This window comes from Agromyces sp. PvR057, assembly GCF_040547485.1.
Classification (GTDB): Bacteria; Actinomycetota; Actinomycetes; order Actinomycetales; family Microbacteriaceae; genus Agromyces.
Window position 1 is genome coordinate 820,723 of sequence record NZ_JBEPPT010000001.1, and the last position, 21,243, is coordinate 841,965.

A 21,243-nucleotide genomic window follows, 5' to 3' on the forward strand; every position below is an offset into this window, starting at 1 on the left:
GGCATCCGAGGTGTGAAGGGTCAGGCGAACTCCAGGCCGAGGCCGAGCTGCCCCGTGGTGCGCACGCGGCTGCCGTCGACCTCGACGGGCGAGGGGGAGGCCAGCGCGCCGAGCGCCTCGAAGGAGGCGTCCTCGACGGCCTCGACGAGGTGGTCGCCCGGCAGGGCGAGCGCGAGCTGCGCCGAGAGCTCGAGCAGCAGGTGCGGCGCGAGGTCGACACCGCGCGCGGCCGCCAGCGAGGCGATCTCGAGGAACGGCGTGATGCCGCCCACGCGAACGATGTTCGGCTGCACGAGGTCGACCGCGCCGGCGTCGATGAACTCCGCGAACCGGTAGCGCGTGTGCACGTTCTCGCCGAGCGCGATCGGCACATCGATGCGCGCACGCAGGGTGACGTGCCCGGCGAGGTCGTCGGCGCGCAACGGCTCCTCGATCCACGTGAGGTCGAACGCCGACAGCTCGCCGATGGCGCGCTCGGCCTGCTCGAGGTTCCAGCGCTGGTTCGCGTCGATCATGAGCCCGCGGTCGGTGCCGAGCACGTCGCGCACCGCGCGGATGCGGGTCACGTCGTCGGCGAGGTCGGGGCTGCCGACCTTGACCTTCACGGCCTCGAAGCCCGCGTCGACCCAGCGCTCGGCCTGCGCGACGAGCTCGGGCAGCGGGTAGTGCAGGTTCACGCCGCTGCCGTAGACCGTCGCGGTCTCGTGCTGCCGGCCGAGGTGGTCGGTGATGCCGAGGCCCGCGCGGCGTGCGGCGAGATCCCAGAGCGCGAGGTCGAGGCCCGCCATCGCGATCGTCGTGATGCCGCCGCTGCCGCCCTCGTGCAGGTGCGCCCAGAGCGGATGCCACAGGGTCGCCGCGTCGGCGTCGCGCTCGAGCGCGAACGCGGCGATGTCGTTCGCCAGGTGCGCCTCGACCGCAGCGGCGCCGATCGACGGCGTCCACGAGAAGCCGCGCCCCCGCGCGCCGTCGGAATCCTCGACGACGACCTCGACGAGCGAGAGGTCGCGCACGTCGGGTCCCCACGGGCGGGTCAACGGAACGCGGATGCGCCGCGTCGAGAGGCTCCGGATCGCCGCGGTCACCGGGCCGGCACCGCTTCCGCGCTCGCGGCGGTGGCGTCGCCGACGCCCGTGAGACCGGCAGTCGACGCGTCCGACGCGTCCGACGCGTCCGCCGAGCCGCCGAGCCGCTCGGCGAGCTCCAGCCCGCGCTCGAGGATCGCGCCGAGGCGCTCCTCCTGTTCGGGCGTGGGGTCGACGAGCGGAGGCCGAACGGATCCGACGGGCAGGCCGCGCAGGCGCAGGCCGGCCTTGATGAGCGACACGCCGAAGCCGGGCGTCTCGTCGCGCAGGTTCACGAGCGGCCGGTAGAACTCGGCGAGCAGGGTCAGGCGCGTCGCCTCGTCGCCGTCGGTGTAGGCGCGGTAGTGCAGGGCGGCCAGTTCGGGGATCATCGCGAACGCCGCGGACGAGTAGAGCGGGATGCCGATGCCCCGATACGCGCCCTGGCTGAGCTCGGCCGTGAGCAGGCCGTTGAAGAACGCGAAGTCGCGCCCCGAGGCATCCGCCGCGAGCACGATCTCCTGCGCGAGGCCGATGTCGCCCGTGCCGTCCTTGAAGCCGACGACCTTCGGGTTCGCGGCGAGCCGGGTGATGGCCTCGGCGGTGTAGCGCGCGGTGCCGCGGTGGTAGACGATCACGGGCAGGTCGGATGCCGCGGCGACCGCCTCGACCCACGCGACGAGCCCGTTCGTGGTGCCCGAGACGAGGTACGGCGGGAGCAGCAGGAGGCCGTCGGCCCCCGCCGCCTCGGCGCCGCGCGCGAGTTCGATCGCGTGGCCGAGGGGGCCGCCCGCGCCGGCGATGACGGGCACCCGCCCGGCGACCGCGTCGACCGTGGTGCGCACGACGTCGATCGCCTCGCCGGCCGAGAGCGCGTGGAACTCGCCCGTTCCGCAGGCGGGGAACACGCCGCCGGGACCGAACGGCAGGCGGGAGGCGACGTGCTCGGCGAGCAGGTCGTGGTCGGGCGCCCCGTCGGCCCCGAACGGGGTCACAGGGAAGAACAGCACACCGTCGAACTCGGGTGCGGCGAGCGGGGCGGCGCTCGGCGCCGCAGCGGTGGTCGTGGTCATCTGGCCCTCGTTTCGAGTCGGTCGGAATGGGCGTGGTCGGAATGACCGCGGTCGGAGCCGGCGCGGTCGGAGCCGGTCGCGTCGGTCGCCGCGAGCACGCGTTCGAGCGTGGCGGCGTCGAGTTCGGTGCGCCAGGTGCGTTCCGGCCGCCAGCCGAGCAGGCGCTCGGCCTTGTCGACCGCGAACACGGGGCGGCCGTGGCCGAGGGCGTCGGCCCCGTCGCCGAGGGCGGGGGCGAACTCGCGCCAGAGGTCGGCGACCTCGTGCACCGCGAGCGCGTCCGCCGCGCCGACGAAGAACCCCTCGCCGTCGACGACCTCGGCAGGCGCGGCGAGCCAGGCGTCCACGAAGGCGGCGGCGTCGCGGGCGTCGAGGTAGTTGAACAGGCTCACGGCCGCGAGCGCCGGATCGAGCAGGCGCTGCTCGATCGTGTGGCCCTGCTGGGTGGGCGCGCCGGCCCATTCCTCGGGGGAGACGACGTAGCAGGGGCGGAAGGACCCGAACGCGCCGGGGGAGGTGCGCGCGAACATCCGCACGGTCTCCTCGATCACGAGCTTCGAGAGCGCGTAGGCGTTCGCCGGCTCCGGGGCGGTCGCCTCGTCGAGCGGCAGCCGGTCGGCCCGCCACGCGGGCGAGCTGTAGCCGAGCACGGTCGGGCTGCTCGCCGCGAGCACGCGCGTCGCGCCGGCGTCGACGGCCGCGGCCAGCACGGTGTGCACGAGCGCGGTGTTCGTCATGAGGATGCGGCGTTCGGGAGCGCTGAACGGCACGGCGATGCCCGCGAGGTGCACCACGGCGTCGGGGCGCATCTCGTCGAAGAGGGTTCGCGTGGCGAGGGCGTCGATGAGGTCGGTCCTGCGCTCGTCGACCCCGGCGAGGCCGGCGGTCGTGCGATCGACCCCGATGACGTCGTGGCCGGATGCCGCGAGCCCGGTGGCGACGCTGCGCCCGAGGCGCCCGGCCGATCCGGTGACGATGACCCGCATGTCGCTCCTTCGCTGGGATGGTGAGGCCGGTGGCCGTGGCTGCGGTTGGGAAACCGCTTTCTGGTCGCTACCATAGGTCACGACCGAGGCCGCCGACAACTCCCGCTCCGATTCGGGGAATCGGTTTCTCGGAACGGCGGCAGGTGTCGGCGCCGGCCCCGGTCGCGAACGAGAGGATCCACATGGGCCAGCGCAGCCGGGCGACCACGATCGCCGATGTCGCCGCGCACGCGGGCGTGTCGCAGGCATCCGTCTCCCGCGTGCTGAACGGGCGCTCGACGGTCGATCCCGACATCGTCCGGCGCGTGCAGGCCTCGATCGCCGAGCTGGGCTACCGCCCGAGTCCCACGGCCCGAAGCCTCGTGAACGGGCGCAACGACACCGTCGCGATGGTCGTGCCCGACCTCGAGAACCCGCTCTTCCAGGGCATCCTCAAGGGGCTCAGCCTCGCCGCCGCCCGCGACGGCTACCGCGTGCTCGTCGCCGACACGGCCGAGAACGTCGACGACGAGGAGTCGATCGCCCTCGAGGCGAGGCAGCGCTGCGACGCCCTCGTGCTCTGCGCGCCGCGCATGCCGGAGGCGAGGCTCCGCGCCCTCGTCGACCAGGTGTCGCCGGTCGTCGTCGTGAACCGTCCGCTGCCGGGCGCCGACGTGCCCGTCGTCGGCGTCGACTACGTGCGCGGCATCCGCGACCTCGTCGACCACCTGCACGACCTCGGCCACCGACGCATCGCCTACGTCAGCGGTCCGCCGACGAGCGCGTCCAACGCCGAGCGCCGGCGCGGCGTCGCCGAGGCGCTCGCCGCACGCCCCGACGTGCGCATCGAGGAGGTGCCCGGCGGCTCGCGCCTCGACGACGGCTACGCGGCATCCGATGCGGTGCTCGCCGCCCATCGCGACGGCTGCACCGCGGTCATCGCCTTCAACGACCTCGTCGCCCTCGGCCTCATGACCCGCCTGCACGAACTTGGCGTCGAGGTGCCGCGCGACCTCTCGATCGCCGGATTCGACGACGTGCCCATGGCCGGCTTCGCGACGCCTCCGCTCACGAGCATGTCGGTGCCGCGCGGCGAGATCGGCGGCCAGGTGTGGCTGCGACTTCGCACCCTCATCGACGGCGGGCCCGTCGAGCACTCGGTGCTCTACAGCCCGAGGCTCGAAGCACGCGGCAGCACCGGGGCCATCGCCGGGGCGCGCGCATGATGGCGGATGTCGCGACGGATGCCGCGGGCACGGTGGCGTCGACGACCGCCACGTCCGAGATCGCGCCGCCCGAGACATCCGTCGCCGATCGCGCGGCCAAGCGCGCCCGCGTGCTCGACCTGCTCGAGCGCCGGGGGGCGACCTCGATCGTGCTGCGGTCGCACACGGCGGTCTCGTGGTACCTCGACGGCGCCCGCACGCACGTGTCGCTCGCGGGCGACCCGGTGGCCGCGATCGTCGTGCGCCGCGACGGCGACGAACTGCGGGTGTTCGCGAACGAGGCCGACCGCCTGCTCGCCGAGGAGCTGCCCTCGCGTGAACGCCTCGACGTCGTGCGGGTGCCGTGGCACGAGGCCCTCGCAGCGCCCGGCGTCGCCGAGCTCGACGAGGCCGACGTCGTCGCCGACCTCCGTGCCGCCCGGGCCGGCCTGCTGCCTGGCGAGCTCGGCCGCTATCGCCGGCTCGGCCGTGAGGTCGCCGAGGTGCTGACGGATGCCGCGTCCGCCGCGCTTCCGACGACGACCGAGCGGCAGCTCGCCGCCCGCCTCGCGGGGGAGCTTGCCGAGCGCGGCATCGACCCGCTCGTGACGCTCGTGGCCTCGCGCTCGAGGCTCGCGCACCGGCATCCGCTGCCCACCGAGGCGCCGATCGGGGACCGCGCGATGCTCGTGGTCTGCGGGCGGCGGCACGGGCTCATCGCGAATGCGACGAGGTGGCTGCGCTTCGGGCCGGGCGATGCCGGGGAGGCCGATGCGATGCGGCGGATCCTCGACGTCGAGGCCGAGGTGCTCGCGGCGACGCGACCCGGTGCGACGTTCGGCGACGTGTTCGCGATCGGCGCCGCCGCGTATGCGCGCCACGGATTCGATGCCGACGAGTGGCGACGCCACCATCAGGGCGGCGCGGCCGGATATGCCGGGCGCGACCCGCGGGCGGTGCCGGGGCTCGCCGACGTCGTGCACGCGGGCCAGGCGTTCGCGTGGAACCCGACGGCCCCCGGCGCGAAGGTCGAGGACACGGTGGTCGTGGGTTCCGGCCGCCTCGACGTGCTCACGGTCGATCCGCGCTGGCCGACGGTGTCGGTGGCGGGCCTCGACCGCCCGGACGAGTTCGCGCACCGCTGACGCGTGCGGCGCGATCGGCCCCCGCTCCCGTCAGCCCGTCAGCCGGCGGTTGCCGGGGCCGCCGTCCGCGAACGCCGGCGCGGGTCCGGCTCGAAGCGGAGCGTCGCGATCGACCCGCCGGGGTTGCGCCGCTTCAGGTAGACGAAGAGCAGGGCGATGATCACGAATCGCGCGAGCATGCCGGGGATGCCGGCCTCGGGGCCGTAGGCGCCACCGGTGAGGATCTCGGGGCCGAGGTCCTGCGTGCTCGCGAACCCGGGAACGGTGTGCCCGCTGATCGGGAACCCGAACAGGCCCTGCGAGACGTTCCAGGAGAAGTGCAGCGCGATCGGCAGCCAGATGCTGCGGGTGGCGAGGAACGCGATGCCGTAGATGACGCCGCCGAGCCCCGTGCCGACGGCCGCGACCCAGCTCGCGCCCTCGTTGCCCAGATGGGCCGCTCCGAACAGCGCACCCGTCGCCAGGACCGCGATCCATCGGCCGTAGGGCACGCGGTCCAGCGCGGCGGCCACGCCGCTGAGCAGGCCGACCCGGTAGATGAGCTCCTCGAGGACGGCCGCGATGAGGAGTTGCCCGAGCACGTCGTTCAGCAACCCGGACCAGGTCGTCGTTCCATCGGACACCCCGATCGCGCCGAGTGCCCACTCGACGACGAAGACGAGCCCGATCGAGACCGCCGGGATCAGCAGCCCGACGCCGAGGTCGGCGAGCGTCCACCGGGAGACCGAGAAGCCGAAGCTGCGGAACACGGGTTGCCGGCGCCGGAGGAACAGCACGAGCGCGACGATGGCGAAGACCAGCGGAAGCCAGCCGGACACGACGGTGAGGAGATCGGAGAGCATCGGCTACCTCGGCTTCTCGGCTGGGCCACGGGATCGGAATCGATTTCAGCCTATTTCGTCGGTCGATGCACTCGCGTTCGGCGCGTTCGGCGCGTTCGGCGCGTTCGGCCCGTTCGGCGTGTTCGCGACCTCACCGAACCTGTCGGATGCCGTCGAGCAGAACACCCGCGAGCAGCACGGTGGGCTCCGAGCGCGGCGAGCGGAGGAACACCGAGTAGAGCGTCGCGCCCATGAGCGCGTCGGCGACGACCTGGACCGGCGCACCCGGGCTGAGTTCACCCGAGTCGATGGCCCGCTGCAGCCGCTGCACGAGGCCGAGACGATACGGCCCGGCGACCCGCGCCTCGAATGCGCGAGCCACGATCGCGCTCTCCGCGGTCGCCGCGGTGAGCAGGCGGGCACGGGTCGCGGCGTGCTCCTCGTCGAGGCCGCGAGCGAACCCGGTGAGCCAAGATGTCAGGTCGGCTCGGATGTCGCCGGTATCGGGAATCGGCAGCTCGGTCGGCCGGTCGACCCCCGATCGACGCCGAATGACCATGGCAGCGCGCGAACGGTGGCGAAAGCCGAGTGGCCGTGTACGCTTGGATAACGCTTTCCCGAGGTGAGGGAACAACGCCACCCCCGGATCGATGACGACCGAAGGAGACCGATGCCCGACATCCGCATCGACGAGGCCGACGACCGCCTGCTGATCCGCGGTGGCGAGGCGGTGCTCGCCGAGTACGTGTTCCGGCCGACCGACGTGCGCCTCGAGTCGCCGCGTCCCTACTTCAGCCCGATCCGCACGCTCGGCGGCGAGGTCGTCTCGCTCTTCCGCCCGCACGACCACGTGTGGCACAAGGGCATCGCCTGGTCGCTGCCGGTCGTCGGCGACGAGAACTTCTGGGGCGGTCCGACCTTCGTGCGCGGCGAGGGCTACGTGCAGCTTCCGAACAACGGCGAGCAGCGGCACCGCGGGTTCGACGTCGTCGACGAGACGAGGGCCGAGGCGACGGATGCCGCGGCATCCGCTCGTCGCACCGAGCGCCTCGACTGGGTGACCGAGGCCGGGGGGCACGTCTTCGCGGAGGAGCGCACGATCGCCGCGGCGACGCTCGACGGCGAGCCCGCCGCCTGGCTGCTCGGCTTCGCCACCCGGCTCCGCAACGTGGGCGATCGGGCGATCCCGATCGGCTCGCCGACGACCCGCGGCCGCGAGAACGCCGGGTACGGCGGGCTCTTCTGGCGCGGTCCCCGCTCGTTCACGAACGGCACCGTGCTGGCGCCGGGCGTCGCGGGCGGCGATGAGCTGCGCGGCACGCGCACCCCGTGGATGGGCTTCAGCGGGCGCCACGACGGCACCGGCACGGCGTCGACCGTGGTCATGGTCGACCACGCGATGAACGTGCAGCATCCGCCGCAGTGGTTCGCCCGCGCCGAGGAGTTCGCGTGCCTCTGCCCGGCGCCGTTCTTCAGCGAGGAGCACGTCGTCGAGTCCGGTGCGACGCTCGAGCTGCGGTACGGCGTCGTGATCGCCGACGGCGCGAGCGATCCCGAGCGGGCCGCTGTGCTCGCCGCGGCCGCGACCGCCGCGCTCGACGAGCTGCTGAGCGGCGCATGAGCCGCGAACCGCGATTCCCAGGCGCCACGTCGGTCAGTCGGCTCGAGGCGTATCCGGATGCCGCGCCCGACGGCCTCGCCGGCGGAACGCCGCACCTGCACACCGCGTCGAGCGAGGCGTACCTCGTGGTCGCCGGATCGGGCGTGCTGCAGACCGTCGACGGCTCCGGCTTCGCCGAGCACGCGCTGGAGCCGGGTGCGCTCGTCTGGTTCGAGCCGGGCGTCATCCACCGGGCGGTGAACCACGGCGGCCTCGACGTGCGCGTGATCATGGCGAACGCCGGGCTGCCGGAGGCGGGCGACGCGGTGATGACCTTTCCCGACGACGTGCTCGCCGACGCGGAGGCGTATCGCGCCGCGGCGATCCTGCCCGGCCCGGACCGGCCGGCCGACGAGCGGCGAGCCGCGGCCGCCGCGCGCCGCGACCTCGCCGTGCGCGGATTCGTCGACCTCTTCGACGACGGCGTGCTCGATGCCGCGCACCTGGACCGCGGCCGGCTCGACCGCCTGCACGCACGTGCCGTCGCGCTCGTCGCGCCGAAGGCGGCGGCCTGGCGCGAACGGTGGCAGCAGGGCGCGCTCGCCGAGGCGACCGCGACCGGCGCGCGCCTCGACGCGCTGGAGGCCGGTCGCGACCCGGGTCTCGCCGCGGCACGGGTGAGCTCGGCCGTGCCCGAGCCCGCGAGCCTCGGCATGTGCGGCATCCTCGACCGATACGACCTCGACCCCCGCCACCCGGAAGGAACCCGATGACCGAGACGCAGGCAGCACCCGCACCGCTCCGCGCCGCCCTGGTCGGCACGGGCGCGATCGCCGACGCCCACGCCGCGGCGCTCGCCGCCTCGCCCGACGCCGAGCTCGTCGCGATCACCGACCGCGACCCGGCGCACGCCCGGCGCTTCGCCGACCGCTGGAACGTGGCGCGCGTCGACGACTCGCTCGCCGCCATGCTCGAGCGCGGCGGCATCGACGTGCTACACGTGCTCACCCCGCCCGGGGTGCACGCCGAGCAGGCCATCGCCGCGCTCGACGCGGGCCTGCACGTGGTCTGCGAGAAGCCCGCGGCGCTCAGCCTCGACGAGCTCGACGCGATGACGGATGCCGCGGCCCGCAACGACCGCCGCCTCGCGGTCGTGTTCCAGCAGCGCACGGGCACGGCTCCCGCGCACGTGCGCGACCTGCTGCACTCGGGGGCGCTCGGGCGTCCGCTCGTGGCGACCTGCAACACGCTCTGGTACCGCGACCCGGCGTACTTCGCGGTGCCGTGGCGCGGCAAGTGGGCGACCGAGGGCGGCGGGCCGACGCTCGGCCTCGGCATCCACCAGATCGACCTGCTCGCGTGGCTCCTCGGCGACTGGACCAGCGTGCACGGTCAGCTCTGGCGCCTCGACCGCGAGACCCAGATGGAGGATGTCTCGACGGCGGTCGTGACGTTCGAGGGCGGCGTCGTGGCATCCGTGGTCACCAGCGCGCTCTCGCCGCGGCAGACGAGTTCGGTGCGCATCGACACCGAGCTCGCGACGATCACGGTCGACCACCTCTACGGCCACGCGCACGAGCACTGGCGCATCACGCCGGCGCCGGATGTCGCGCCGGAGGTGCAGGCGGCCTGGGCGCTGCCCGAGGTCGAGGAGGGCAGCGGCCACGATCCGCTCGTGCGCGACATCTACGCCGCGCTGCGCTCGGGCGGCCCGCTCCCGTCGACCGCGACCGACGTCGCGCGCTCGTTCGAGATCGTCACGGCCATCTACTCGTCGGCCACGAGCGGGCAGGTGGTCACCCCCGAGACCCTGCGAGCGGATGCCGCGCACCGCCGCAGCCTCGAGAGCCCGGTGGTCGACCTGCGCCGGGCGTGACGGACGCGACGGCCGACCCCGAGCGCCGGCCCGCGGCATCCGGCATCGGCGACGGAGCGATCGACGGCGCGGTCTTCCACGACCCCGGGCGGCGTGCCGGCGACGGCGCCTTCGGCCGGCACGGCGACGTCGTGGTCGACGGCGATCGGGGCGTGCTCGTCTCCTTCACGCATCCGCACCGGGACGGGAGCGAGCTCGGCTCGAGCGATGAGCCGGCGGCTCGGGCGAGCGCGATCTTCGCGGAGGAGCTTCGCATGGAGCGTGGCAGGCTGGTGTGCGACCGCGATGCGCCGGTCTCGGCCCTGCCCGAGGCCTGAGCGAAAGCCTTCGAGCATCGGCGACGACCCCGACGATGAACCGTCTTGGCGGACGGATTGGCGCCTTGGTCAGGGATTCTCGTGGAATCGCGGCGGCCGCGACATCTGATGGAGATCACGGATTGAAACGATTTTGCGATTTCAGTTGACCGCTCGCCATCGCTCGGTTACATTTGGGCAAGCGCTTTCCCGCAGGCAGCGGCAAGCGCAGCAGGCACCAGGCAGACACTGACGTTTCCGGGAGGACAACGATGTTCAACATTCGTACGCGACGCACGGCGCTCGCCGCGGCGGCCCTGGCCGCGAGCGCGGCACTCGTGCTCACGGGGTGCTCGGGTGGCGAGGCCGAACCGGCCGCCACCTACGACCCCGACGAGAAGGTCACGCTCAACCTCGCCTTCTGGGGCAACGACGTGCGCGCCGAGCTGTACGACAAGGCGATCGCATCCTTCAACGAGGAGTACCCGAACATCACGGTCAACACCTCGTTCCTCGGTTTCCCCGAGTACTGGGAGAAGCGTCAGACCGAGGCGGCCGGCGGCGGCCTGCCCGACGTCATGCAGTTCGACTACTCGTACCTCCGCCAGTACTCCGAGAACGGGCTGCTGCTCGACCTGACGCCGTACCTCGGCAACATCATCGACACCGAGCCGCTCGCGCAGAACATCCTCGACATCGGCGTCGTCGGCGACGAGACCACCGGCATCCCGACCTCGACCAACGCGTGGGGCCTCTACACGAACCCGAAGCTCCTCGAGGAGGCCGGCGTCGACGAGTTCGCCGGCGGCGACTGGGAGGACTACGACGCCTGGATGAAGGAGGTCACCGACGCGGCGACCGCCAAGGGCGTCGAGCTCTGGGGCGGCACCGACTGGACCGGCCGCATCCAGAACTTCGAGGTGCAGCAGCGCGCCAAGGGCGAGGACCTCTTCACCCAGGACGGCGAGCCGAACTTCACCGAGGACGACCTGAAGGAGTTCTGGGAGCAGGGCGACGCCATCCGCACGGACGGCACCGTCATCGGCCAGCAGCGCCTCGAGGAGATCTACCCCCTCTCGGGCTTCGACTCGGCCCTCACCGCGAGCGAGCTGACCTGGGACAACTTCGGCGCCGGCTACCTCGGCAACCTGGGCGCGGACTTCACCGAGCTCGGCCTCGTCGCCCCGCCCGTGACCGAGGACGGCGCGAAGGACCTCTACCTCAAGCCGTCGATGCTGCACTCGATCTCGGCGAAGACCGAGCACCCCGAGGCCGCCGCCACCCTGGTGAACTTCCTCGTCAACAGCCCCGAGTCGGGTGCCGCGTTCGGTACCAACCGCGGCCTGCCGGCGTCGACGACCGCGCTCGAGGGTGCCGACCTCGACCCGCTGAGCCAGCAGATCGCCGACTACGAGGCGTCGATCGCCGACCGCCTCGGCGACGCCCCGCCCGTGCCGATCGTCGGCTACGGCACCCTCGAGGAGAAGTTCCGCCAGATCGGCCAGGAGCTCGGCTACGGCACGCTCACGGTGGACGACGCGGTCTCGCAGTTCTTCAGCGAGATGGACGTCGTCCTGAACCAGTAGTCGGCGCTCGCGCCGCAACTCCGGGCGGGGAAGGCAGCCCCGCCCGGAGTTCCCATTCGGGAGAGATCGGAGTTCCACGTGACCACCACCCAGTCCATCGTGACGGCGGGAGCCGACACGAAGGCCATGCGCCGAGAGTTGCGCCGCGCCGAGCGCGGCGGCCCCTCGATGAGTCCTGGCCGACGTCGTGCCGCCAGGCGCGAATCGATCGCCGGCTACGGGTTCCTCGTGCCGTGGCTGATCGGGTTCCTCGGGCTCACGCTCGGGCCGATGATCTACTCCCTCTACCTCGCGTTCACGAAGTACAACCTGTTCAAGGACCCCGAGTGGGTCGGGTTCGACAACTTCGTGCGCATGTTCACCGACGACCCGCAGTACCTGCAGTCGGTGCAGATCACCCTGATCTACGTGCTCGTCGGCACGCCGATCAAGCTCGCCGCGGCGCTCGGCATCGCGATGCTGCTGAACTACCGCAACAAGGGGTCGGGCTTCTTCCGCTCCTCGTTCTACGCCCCGTCGCTCATCGGCGCCTCGGTCTCCGTCGCGATCGTGTGGCGGGCCATGTTCTCCACCGACGGTCCCGTCGACAACAGCCTGAGCTTCTTCGGCATCGAGCTCGGCGGCTGGGTGGGCAACGTCGCCCTCGTCGTGCCGATGATGATCCTGCTCGCGGTCTGGCAGTTCGGCGCCCCGATGGTGATCTTCCTCGCCGGCCTGAAGCAGATCCCGCAGGAGCTCTACGAGGCCGCCGAGGTCGACGGCGCCGGGCCGGTGCGCAAGTTCCGCTCCGTGACGATCCCGATGCTCTCGAGCGTGATCTTCTTCAACCTGCTGCTCGAGCTCATCAACGCGTTCCAGATCTTCGCCTCGGCCTACATCATCTCGAACGGCTCCGGCGGCCCCGCCGGCATGACCAACTACTACACCGTGTACCTCTACAAGCGCGGCTTCGCCGACCTGCAGATGGGGTACGCCTCGGCGATGGCCTGGGTGCTGGTGATCGTGGTCGCGATCATCGCCTTCATCCTCTTCAAGACGTCGACGCGCTGGGTGCACTACGCAGGAGAGAACCGATGAGCACGATCGAAGTCCCCAGGGCCGAGTTCCTCGAGATCTCCACCGAAGCGAACCCCCCGCGCCGTCGCCGCATCAAGCGCAAGACCGTCAACACGGTCATCTGGATGGTCGTGCTGCTCGCGCTCACCGCGATCGTGCTCTACCCGCTCGTGTGGATGCTGTTCGCCACGTTCAAGCCGTCGAGCGAGTTCGGCCAGAACCCCGGCCTGATGCCCGACAACCCGACGGTCGACAACTACGTCAAGGTCGTCGAAGGCATCGCCGGCATCCCGCTCTGGCGGTTCTTCGCGAACTCGCTGTTCATCGCGGTGATGGCCGTGATCGGCACCCTGTTCTCGTCGGCGCTCGCGGCCTACGCGTTCGCCCGCATCACGTTCCGCGGCGTCGGCATCTTGTTCGCGGCGATGATCGGAACGCTGCTCCTGCCGTTCCACGTCATCATCATTCCGCAGTACATCATGTTCAACAAGCTCGAGCTGGTCGACACGTACTGGCCGCTGATCCTGCCGAAGTTCCTCGCGACCGAGGCGTTCTTCGTGTTCCTGATCGTGCAGTTCATCCGCAACATCCCGCGCGACATGGACGAGGCCGCGCGCATCGACGGTGCCGGACACATCCGCATCTTCTTCGCGATCATCCTCCCGCTCATCAAGCCGGCCCTGATCACCTCGGCGATCTTCACGTTCATCTGGACGTGGAACGACTTCCTCGGCCCGCTGCTCTACATCAACACGCCCGAGGAGTACCCGCTTCCGATCGCGCTGAAGCTCTACAACGACCAGACCTCGACGTCCGACTACGGGGCGACCATGGCCGTGTCGTTCCTGGCGCTGCTGCCGATCCTGATCTTCTTCATCGTGTTCCAGCGGTTCCTCGTCGACGGCGTCGCGACCCAGGGACTGAAGGGCTAGGTTCCGGATGTCTCGAGCAACCGAACGCGCCGCCCGCCACGCCGCGGCGACGGGCAGCGGTCCGACGCGCGACGACGGCGCCGGCCGGGCGCGGTTCCCCGGCGCGAAGAGCGCGTTCGGCCTGCTCGGCGAGGTGCTCGTCGTCGGCGTGCTGATCGCGATCGTCTCGCTGCCGATCGTCACGCTGCCAGCGGCGCTGGCCGCGGGCGTGCGGCACCTCCGGCGGTTCCTGACCGCGGAGGACTCCGGGCTCTCGTGGTTCTGGCGCGACGTGCGCTCGGCCCTGCTCGGGGGCACGGCGGTCGGGGCGGCATCCGCCGTGCTCGCGCTCCTGCTGGTGCTCGACCTCGACCTGGCCGGCTCCGGCGCGTTGCCCGGCGGGCAGCTCGTCGCGATCGTCGGCTGGGCCGGACTCGCCGGCCTCGTGCTCGCGCTGTTCGCGGCATCCGGTCGCTGGACCCCCGAGACCGGCTGGATCGCGGCGCTCAAGGGCGTCCCGGCCGCGCTGCGCGACGACCTCGCCGGAGCGGCGTACCTCCTGGCGACGGCGGTCTTCGCCGGTGTCGTGACCTGGCAGCTGTTCCCGCTCGTGATCCCGGCGCTCGGCTGCGTCGCCCTCGCGATCGTGGCCGTGCCCGAGCGACCTCGCCGCCGTCGTGATGATGTCGACGAAGCCCCCGGCGTCGGCGACACGTTCGATGCCGATTCCGACAGCGCTGTGCGCACCGGCTAGCGCATGACCGCAGGGCGACCCCTGCCCGAGTGGGCACGCGAGGCGAGCCTCGGCTTCTTCGTGCACTGGGGTGCGTACTCGGTGCCGGCCTGGGCCGAGCCGTCAGGCGCGCTCGGCACGGTGCCGGACGACGAGTGGTTCGCCCACAACGCCTACGCCGAGTGGTACGCGAACACGATCCGCATCGAGGGGTCGCCGGCCGCCGAGCACCACGCGCGCGAGTTCGGGGGTACGCCGTACGACGCGCTCCTCGACGAGTGGCGGGCGGAGTCGTACGACCCCGCCGACTGGGCGCGGCTGTTCCGCTCGGTCGGCGCCGACTACGTCGTGCCCACGACGAAGCACCACGACGGCATCGCGCTCTGGGACGCTCCCGGCTCCGGCGAGCTCACGACCGTCGCCCGCGGACCCCGTCGCGACCTCATCGGCCCGCTCGCCGAGGCCGTGCGCGCCGAGGGCATCCGCTTCGGCGTCTACTACTCGGGCGGCCTCGACTGGGCGTTCACCGGTGGCCCGCCGCACCGCTCGAGCGCCGACATCGAGCTCCAGCGCCCGAAGGACGCCGACTACAACGACTACGCGTTCGCGCACGTCGTCGACCTCATCGAGCGGTACGCGCCCGACCTGATCTGGAACGACATCGACTGGCCCGATGCGGGAAAGCAGCCCGGGCCGCGCTCGATCGAGGCGCTGCTCGCGCGGTACCGCGCCGCCGTGCCGGACGGCGTCGTCAACGACCGCTGGGGCGCGCCCGTCGGCGACTACGCCACGAGCGAGTACGCGCACGACACCGACCACGAGGCCGGCGCCGGATGGGAGCACTGCCGCGGCCTCGGCCTCTCGTTCGGCTGCAACCGCGTCGAGGACGAGTCGCTCACGCTGAGCCCGCGCGAGCTCGCCCGCCTCTACGCCGATGTCGTCTCGCGCGGCGGGCGCCTGATGCTGAACGTCGGGCCGTCGGCGGCCGGCGAGATCCCTGCGGTGCAGCGGCGCACGCTCGAGGGCGTCGCGCCGTGGATGACCGCGATCAAGCCGCACACGCTCGGTCGCCGCACACTCGGCGCCGACGAGGTCGAGGTGGCGGATGTCGCGTGGTGGCGCGCCTGGGCGACGCCGGACGGCGTCGTGGTCGTCGTCGACGGGCCCGCGGCATCCGCTCGGGTGCTCGACGGCCGCCCGGTGACCGTGGTCGCGCTGCCCGACTGAGCCGCCCGGCACGTGGGCGCCACCCGTGGTCACGCCCGCGATCTGGGGGTGCCCTCGGTCATTGACCGTGCCGTTCGCCGCGGATACGGTCGCAGGGTGCGAGAGACGGGCGGGGCCAGGACGAGGTCCGGATCGACGCGGTCCTGGGCGACGCGGTGCAGGGCGACGGCACCGGAGGCCCGCGCATGATCACCGCCGACGCGCTGCGGGCGATCCCGATCTTCGCCCCCCTGCCCGACGCGACGCTCGACTACGTGGCCGCTGCGGTCGAGGACATCCAGCTCGTGCCGGGGGAGTACTTCGCCCACGAGGGCGACGAGCGGGCGCTCTTCGTGGTCGTCGAGGGCGGCGCCGAGATCACGAAGGTCGTGAACGGCGACGAGCGCGTCATCGGCACGCGCAAGCCGGGCCAGTTCTTCGGCGAGGTGCCCATGACGCTGAGCACGCCGTTCCCGGCGAGCGGGCGCGCCGGGCACGGCTCGGCGACATCGCGCATCCTCAAGCTCGACGTGACGGCCTTCTCCACGCTCGCGGCCATGGCGCCGTCGGTGCCTGCGCGCGTCGCGTCGCTCGCCCGGCGCTACCTCGACTCCCTGCAGGTGATCGCCGCAGAGGTGGCGTCGGCGAGGGCGGCATGGCCATCGCCTTCGTGCACCAGTTCCTCGCGCTGCAGCGAGGACCTGTGCAAGCCTGATCGAACCCCGGGATACGATGGGGAATACGCTTTCCCATCCAACGACGGAGGACCAACGTGGAGTACGGCGCCGACTACAACCCGGAGCAGTGGCCAGAGGAGATCTGGCCGGACGACGTCGCGCGCATGCGGGAGGCCGGGGTCACCATGGTCAGCCTCGGCATCTTCTCGTGGGCGCGCATCCAGCCCCGCGAGGGCGAGTTCGACTTCGCCTGGCTCGACCGCGTGATCGACCTGCTGCACGAGGGCGGCATCGCCGTCGACCTCGCCACGGCCACGGCCTCCCCGCCGCCGTGGGCGAGCGCCGCGTATCCAGAGCTGCTCCCGCAGGACGAGAACGGCGCCACGTACTGGCCGGGCAGCCGCCAGCAGTTCGCCCCGTCGTCGCCGGTCTACCGGCGCCTCGCCGGCGAGCTCGTGAGCGCGATCGCCGAACGGTACTCGCGGCATCCGGCCGTCGTGATGTGGCACGTCAACAACGAGTACGGCTGCCACCTCAACATGGACTACTCGGATGCCGCGCGCGACGCGTTCCGTCGGTGGCTCGCCGACCGCTACGGCGACGTCGACGCGCTGAACCTCGCATGGGGCACGAACTTCTGGGCGCAGCGCTACCAGTCCTTCGACGAGGTCTTCCCGCCGCGCAAGGCGCCGTACAGCCTCAACCCCGGGCAGATGCTCGACTACCACCGGTTCACGAGCGACATGCTGCTCGAGTGCTACCTCATGGAGCGCGACCTCATCCGCGCGGCGGGGGCGACGCAGCCGATCACGACGAACTTCATGGGCGCGTTCAAGCCGGCGAACTACGAGCAGTGGGCGCCGCACCTCGACCTCGTGAGCGACGACTGCTACCCCGACCCGAACGACCCCGAGAGCTTCCGGGCGGCCGCGTTCCAGCGCGACCTCGTGCGCTCGTTCAAGCCCGACGTGCCGTGGTACCTCATGGAGCAGGCGACGAACGCGCTCAACTGGCGACCGTCGAACGCGCCGAAGGCTCCGGGCCAGATGGCGGCGCTCAGCGCGCAGGCGATCGGACGGGGCGCCGACGGCATCCTCTTCTTCCAGTGGCGGCAGTCGCGGGCCGGCGCCGAGAAGTTCCACTCCGCGATGCTGCCGCACGCGGGCACCGACACCCGCACCTGGCGCGAGGTCACGGCGCTCGGCGCCGACCTGGCGAAGCTGCCAGAGCTGCCGGTGGGCGGCCGCGACGCCCGTGTGGCGATCGTGTTCGACTGGGAGAACTGGTGGGCCGTCGAGGCCTCCGACCATCCCATGAACGGGCTCGACTACGTCGCCGTCGTGCGGCGCTGGCATCGCGCGCTGCACCGCCGCCACGTGCAGGTCGACCTCGTGCCGGCCGCGCGCGTCGACGGGCGCTACGACCTCGTCATCGCACCGCTGCTCGGGCTCGTGCGCGAAGCGGATGCCGCGGCGCTGACCTCGTTCGTCGAGGGCGGCGGGCACCTGCTCGCCGGGCCGTACACCGACGTCGTCGACGAGGCCGACCGGTTCCGCGATGGCGGGTTCCTCACGCAGCTCGGCGGCACGTTCGGCGTTCGCCTCGAGGACTTCGGCGCGCTCGTCTCGCCCGATGCGCCGGCCGGGGAGCCCGGTGAGCGCTCGGCGCCGTTCGGTCTCGCTGGCGACGCTGAGGGCGGCACCGCGGGGGGCCATGCGTCGGGGGTCGCCGAGTCGACCGGCACGCTGCTCGCCGAGGAGATCCACGTGACGGATGCCGCGGTCGAGGCCTCGTTCTCCGGCGGCCGCCTGTCCGGCCGGCCCGCGCTGACGGCTCGCCGTTCGGGGGCCGGAACCGCCCGCTACCTGGCGACGGTCCCCGATGAGCGCGGAACCCGGGCCGTCGTCGACCACGTGCTCGCCGATGCCGGCGTCGCCCCGGTGGTGGCCGGGCTGCCCGAGCACGTCGAGGTCGCACGCCGCGGTGACGTCGTGACCGCGGTCAACCACGGCGGTCCGCTCGCGAGCGTGCCGCTGACCGGAACCGACCTCGTCACCGGTGCCTCCGTCGACGGGCTCGAGCTCGCGGCGTGGGAGTGGGCGGTCGTGCGGGAGGCCCCGGCCGCCGCGAGTGCCGGGGCGGGTGCGGGTGACGGCGCGGGTGTCGAAACGACTGCCGGAGGTGCCGAGTGAGTCGACGGATCGTCGTCGCGCCCGACTCGTTCAAGGGCACCGTCGACGCGGCCGATGCGGCCGCGGCGCTCGCCCGCGGCTGGCGAGGGGTGCATCCCGACGACGACCTCGTGCTGCGGCCGATGGCCGACGGCGGCGAGGGCACGCTCGATGCCTTCGCGGCCTCGGTCCCCGGTGCGGAACGGATCCCGCTCCAGGTCGCGCCGCCCGCACCCGGCGCCCCGGCCGTCGGCACCTCGTGGCTGCGCCTGCCCGACGGCACCGCGGTCGTCGAGCTCGCGGCGACCTGCGGGCTCGGACTCGTGAACCCCCTGCAGCCGCTCGACGCGCACACGAGCGGCTTCGGCGAGGCGATCGGCGCCGCCCTCGAGGCCGGGGCGACGCGGCTGCTGCTCGGCCTCGGCGGCAGCGCGTCGACCGACGGCGGAGCCGGGGCGCTCGCGGTGCTCGGCGCGCGATTCCTCGACGACGACGGGCGCCCGGTGCTGCTCGGTTCGCGCGGACTCTCGTCCGTCGCCTCCGCCGACCTCTCCGGGCTCCGCGCGCTGCCGCCCGGCGGCGTGCTGATCCTCGGGGACGTCACGAATCCACTGCTCGGGCCTTCGGGTGCCGCCGCCGTCTTCGGCCCGCAGAAGGGCGCCGATCCGGCGACCGTCGAGGTGCTCGAGGCGAACCTCGCGCGCCTCGCCGGTGCCGTGGCCGCTGCGCTGCCGCAGGGCGAGGACCTCGCCGAAGCGCCGGGATCCGGGGCTGCCGGCGGCACGGGCTTCGGACTGCTCGCGTGGGGCGCGAGCATGGGGGCCGGCGCGCGGCTCGTCGCCGAGTCGGTGGGGCTGGCCGATGCCATCGCCGGAGCCGATCTCGTGATCACGGGGGAGGGGCGCTTCGACGGCCAGTCCGAGGCGGGCAAGGCGCCGACCGAGGTGGCCGCCATCGCGCGTGCCGCCGGCGTGCCGGTGGCCCTCGTGGCCGGGTCGATCACCGCGGATGCCTCCGGGTTCGCGGCGTCGGCATCCCTCACCGACCTGGCGGGATCCGGCGCGGCCGCCATGGCGGACCCGGCACGCTGGCTCGAGGCCGCCGGCGCGTCCCTCGCCGCAGCCGGGGCCTGACGCCGCCCGCGGACGCCAGGGGGTGCCGCTCCCGCCTGAGTCCGCCCGCTCCCGTCCGGCCTCGCCCGGTCCCGTCCGATCCCGCCCGCTCTTCGGCTCGCCCGTCGAGCCCCAGTCCGCCGAGTCGTCAGGGAATCCCGGCGACACGCCGTCGTCCCGAGGCCCGCGACGGCGTGTCGCCGAGGAACTCCGACATTTCGGAGAGACGCCCGCCTGCGGCATCCGCGAACCACGTGCGAAACTTGACTTGTTCTAGTGACAACTAGAACAATTGAACCCGTGATCATCCGCATCGACCCCGCCTCGAGCACCCCGCTGTTCGAGCAGCTCGCGCGTGCGATGCGCGGCGAGATCCTGGCCGGTCGCGTGGCCGCCGGTGAGCGCCTCCCGGCCGCACGCGACCTGGCGCAGTCGCTCGACGTCAACCAGCACACCGTGCTGCACGCCTACCAGACGCTCCGCGACGAGGGCCTGATCGAACTCCGCCGTGGGCGCGGCGCGGTCGTGCGCGTCGCGTCACCCGAACTCGAGCAGACGCGACGCCTCGCCGCAGAACTCGTCACCACCGCGCGCGAGCGCGGCATGCCCGCCGACGCCGTGCTGGCGCTCGTCAGAGAGGAACTCGACCGATGACCGACCCCACCGCCGTGACGCCAGCCGACCTCGCCGAGCGTCGGCGCGACCGCCGGATCCTGGCGGCCGTCGTCATCTGGATCCCGCTCGCGATCATCGCCGTCGCCACGATCATCCTCGTGCTCTGGATCCCGCGCCTTCCCGAGCAGGTCGCGATCCACTTCGACGCGGCCGGGCAGGCCGACCGGTGGACCTCGCCGTCGCGCGCGGTGCTCGCCTTCGTCGCGGTCTCGGTCTCCGTCACGGCGGCGATCGCCATCGCGTGCTTCGGCGGCGCCCGCGCGATGATGCGGCCCGCCGACGGCCGTCCGTCGCGGCTCCTCGCGCGGGTGCGCCCGACCGCGTCCTTCGGCCCGGCGGTCGCGACGCTCCTCGCCGTGGTCACGCTCGCGCTCACGGGCGCGCAGCTCGACGGCGCGGTGCCGTCGTCGTGGGTCGCAGCCGTCGCGGTCGGCGGCGGCATCCTGTTCGCCGGCCTCGTCGGGTGGGTCACGTGGCGCGCGCTCCCGGAACCGGAGCGCACGGCGGCGGATGCCCCGGCCGCGACTCCGGCGCTCGACCTCTCGCCGGGCGAGGTCGCCGTCTGGACCGCCACGGCCTCCGCGCCGTGGCCCGTGTTCGTGCTCATCGGACTCGCCCTCGCGGTCGTGCTCGTGCCGCTCGTGCTCGTGCCGGAGGCGTGGTGGCTCTGGGGCGTGCTGCTCGTCGTCCTGCTCGTGCTCGCGACCACCGCGTGGATCCGCGTGACGGTCGACCGCCGAGGGCTCACGGTGCGCACGATCCTCGGGTTCCGGCTCTCGCACGTGCCGCTCGCAGAGGTCGTGTCCGCGGCCGATGTCGACGTGCTTCCAGCCGAGTTCGGCGGCTGGGGGCTCCGCCTCGACGTGCGCGGGCGCCGCGGCATCATCCTCCGGTCCGGCGAGGGCCTGGAGGTCGAGCGAGCGGATGCCCCTCCGCTCGTCGTGACGGTGCCCGACGCCCGCACGGGTGCCGCGCTGCTCAACGCGCTCGCGGGCACCGGGCGCTGATCCGCGGGCCGGGCCGCGCCGGGCCGACGGGCCGACCCGGGCGACCCGCCGGCCGACACGGAAC

General features: G+C 72.8%; 20 protein-coding genes and 1 pseudogene. 16 read left to right on the top strand and 5 right to left on the bottom strand.

Annotation, left to right across the window (positions count from 1 at the left end):
• Positions 1 to 20 precede the first annotated feature (20 nt).
• The 3 genes from ABIC29_RS03685 to ABIC29_RS03695 are packed head-to-tail and all read right to left on the bottom strand — an operon-like array spanning position 21 to position 3,123.
• Positions 21 to 1,085, bottom strand: coding sequence for a mandelate racemase/muconate lactonizing enzyme family protein (locus ABIC29_RS03685; protein ID WP_116080891.1), 1,065 nt, complete (start codon positions 1,083 to 1,085; stop codon positions 21 to 23).
• Entirely contained in the window at positions 1,082 to 2,137 is a 1,056-nt protein-coding gene (locus ABIC29_RS03690) for a 5-dehydro-4-deoxyglucarate dehydratase (protein WP_116080892.1), read from the bottom strand. Before ABIC29_RS03690 ends, ABIC29_RS03685 begins: the two co-directional genes overlap by 4 nt.
• Positions 2,134 to 3,123, bottom strand: coding sequence for an NAD-dependent epimerase/dehydratase family protein (locus ABIC29_RS03695; protein ID WP_354242840.1), 990 nt, complete (start codon positions 3,121 to 3,123; stop codon positions 2,134 to 2,136). The genes ABIC29_RS03690 and ABIC29_RS03695 overlap by 4 nt, the downstream gene beginning before the upstream one ends.
• A gap of 182 nt (positions 3,124 to 3,305) precedes the next feature.
• On the opposite strand from ABIC29_RS03695, the gene ABIC29_RS03700 reads away from it, so the two are divergent.
• Complete coding sequence (locus ABIC29_RS03700; RefSeq protein WP_354242843.1) at positions 3,306 to 4,328, top strand: LacI family DNA-binding transcriptional regulator; 1,023 nt, start codon at positions 3,306 to 3,308, stop codon at positions 4,326 to 4,328.
• A complete protein-coding gene (locus ABIC29_RS03705) occupies positions 4,328 to 5,452 on the top strand; it encodes a M24 family metallopeptidase (RefSeq protein ID WP_502915461.1) in 1,125 nt (374 codons plus the stop codon). Before ABIC29_RS03700 ends, ABIC29_RS03705 begins: the two co-directional genes overlap by 1 nt.
• Positions 5,453 to 5,490: 38 nt before the next feature.
• Here ABIC29_RS03705 and ABIC29_RS03710 read toward each other — a convergent pair whose 3' ends face one another.
• Both ABIC29_RS03710 and ABIC29_RS03715 read right to left on the bottom strand, forming a co-directional pair.
• Positions 5,491 to 6,294: a CPBP family intramembrane glutamic endopeptidase gene (locus ABIC29_RS03710; RefSeq protein ID WP_354242849.1), complete on the bottom strand. Its 804-nt coding sequence runs from the start codon at positions 6,292 to 6,294 to the stop codon at positions 5,491 to 5,493.
• 130 nt (positions 6,295 to 6,424) lie between these two features.
• Positions 6,425 to 6,832 carry a TetR-like C-terminal domain-containing protein gene (locus ABIC29_RS03715; RefSeq protein ID WP_354242852.1) on the bottom strand — a complete coding sequence of 136 codons (408 nt, stop codon included), beginning with the start codon at positions 6,830 to 6,832 and terminating at the stop codon, positions 6,425 to 6,427.
• A 111-nt stretch (positions 6,833 to 6,943) separates the two neighbouring features.
• Here ABIC29_RS03715 and ABIC29_RS03720 point away from each other — a divergent pair, with 111 nt between their 5' ends.
• The 14 genes and pseudogenes from ABIC29_RS03720 to ABIC29_RS03785 all read left to right on the top strand — a co-directional run bounded on the left by ABIC29_RS03720 (position 6,944) and on the right by ABIC29_RS03785 (position 21,179).
• On the top strand, positions 6,944 to 7,894 hold the full coding sequence (locus tag ABIC29_RS03720) for a DUF6807 domain-containing protein (protein WP_354242855.1): 951 nt from the start codon (positions 6,944 to 6,946) through the stop codon (positions 7,892 to 7,894).
• Complete coding sequence (locus ABIC29_RS03725; RefSeq protein WP_354242858.1) at positions 7,891 to 8,646, top strand: cupin domain-containing protein; 756 nt, start codon at positions 7,891 to 7,893, stop codon at positions 8,644 to 8,646. The genes ABIC29_RS03720 and ABIC29_RS03725 overlap by 4 nt, the downstream gene beginning before the upstream one ends.
• Positions 8,643 to 9,749 carry a Gfo/Idh/MocA family protein gene (locus ABIC29_RS03730; RefSeq protein WP_354242861.1) on the top strand — a complete coding sequence of 369 codons (1,107 nt, stop codon included), beginning with the start codon at positions 8,643 to 8,645 and terminating at the stop codon, positions 9,747 to 9,749. The genes ABIC29_RS03725 and ABIC29_RS03730 overlap by 4 nt, the downstream gene beginning before the upstream one ends.
• Positions 9,746 to 10,066 (top strand): glycoside hydrolase family protein, encoded by a 321-nt coding sequence (locus ABIC29_RS03735; protein ID WP_354242864.1) that lies wholly within the window; start codon positions 9,746 to 9,748, stop codon positions 10,064 to 10,066. The genes ABIC29_RS03730 and ABIC29_RS03735 overlap by 4 nt, the downstream gene beginning before the upstream one ends.
• A gap of 251 nt (positions 10,067 to 10,317) precedes the next feature.
• Positions 10,318 to 11,631 (top strand): ABC transporter substrate-binding protein, encoded by a 1,314-nt coding sequence (locus ABIC29_RS03740; RefSeq protein ID WP_116080900.1) that lies wholly within the window; start codon positions 10,318 to 10,320, stop codon positions 11,629 to 11,631.
• Between the two features lie 168 nt (positions 11,632 to 11,799).
• Positions 11,800 to 12,708 carry a carbohydrate ABC transporter permease gene (locus tag ABIC29_RS03745; protein WP_354244592.1) on the top strand — a complete coding sequence of 303 codons (909 nt, stop codon included), beginning with the start codon at positions 11,800 to 11,802 and terminating at the stop codon, positions 12,706 to 12,708.
• The gene (locus tag ABIC29_RS03750) at positions 12,705 to 13,619 is read left to right on the top strand and encodes a carbohydrate ABC transporter permease (RefSeq protein WP_354242867.1); all 915 of its coding nucleotides are present in this window, start codon (positions 12,705 to 12,707) and stop codon (positions 13,617 to 13,619) included. The genes ABIC29_RS03745 and ABIC29_RS03750 overlap by 4 nt, the downstream gene beginning before the upstream one ends.
• 7 nt (positions 13,620 to 13,626) lie before the next feature.
• Positions 13,627 to 14,352, top strand: coding sequence for a hypothetical protein (locus ABIC29_RS03755; RefSeq protein WP_354242870.1), 726 nt, complete (start codon positions 13,627 to 13,629; stop codon positions 14,350 to 14,352).
• A gap of 3 nt (positions 14,353 to 14,355) precedes the next feature.
• Positions 14,356 to 15,558: an alpha-L-fucosidase gene (locus tag ABIC29_RS03760; protein ID WP_354242873.1), complete on the top strand. Its 1,203-nt coding sequence runs from the start codon at positions 14,356 to 14,358 to the stop codon at positions 15,556 to 15,558.
• 185 nt (positions 15,559 to 15,743) lie between these two features.
• Positions 15,744 to 16,019, top strand: a pseudogene (locus ABIC29_RS03765) (Crp/Fnr family transcriptional regulator); the annotation flags it as partial.
• Positions 16,020 to 16,309: 290 nt separating this feature from the next.
• On the top strand, positions 16,310 to 18,406 hold the full coding sequence (locus ABIC29_RS03770) for a beta-galactosidase (protein ID WP_199471322.1): 2,097 nt from the start codon (positions 16,310 to 16,312) through the stop codon (positions 18,404 to 18,406).
• Positions 18,403 to 19,518, top strand: a complete 1,116-nt coding sequence (locus tag ABIC29_RS03775; RefSeq protein ID WP_354242876.1) for a glycerate kinase — start codon at positions 18,403 to 18,405, stop codon at positions 19,516 to 19,518. The genes ABIC29_RS03770 and ABIC29_RS03775 overlap by 4 nt, the downstream gene beginning before the upstream one ends.
• 279 nt (positions 19,519 to 19,797) lie before the next feature.
• Positions 19,798 to 20,151 (top strand): GntR family transcriptional regulator, encoded by a 354-nt coding sequence (locus ABIC29_RS03780; RefSeq protein ID WP_354242879.1) that lies wholly within the window; start codon positions 19,798 to 19,800, stop codon positions 20,149 to 20,151.
• Entirely contained in the window at positions 20,148 to 21,179 is a 1,032-nt protein-coding gene (locus ABIC29_RS03785) for a DUF1648 domain-containing protein (protein ID WP_116080905.1), read from the top strand. Before ABIC29_RS03780 ends, ABIC29_RS03785 begins: the two co-directional genes overlap by 4 nt.
• Positions 21,180 to 21,243: the final 64 nt, after the last annotated feature.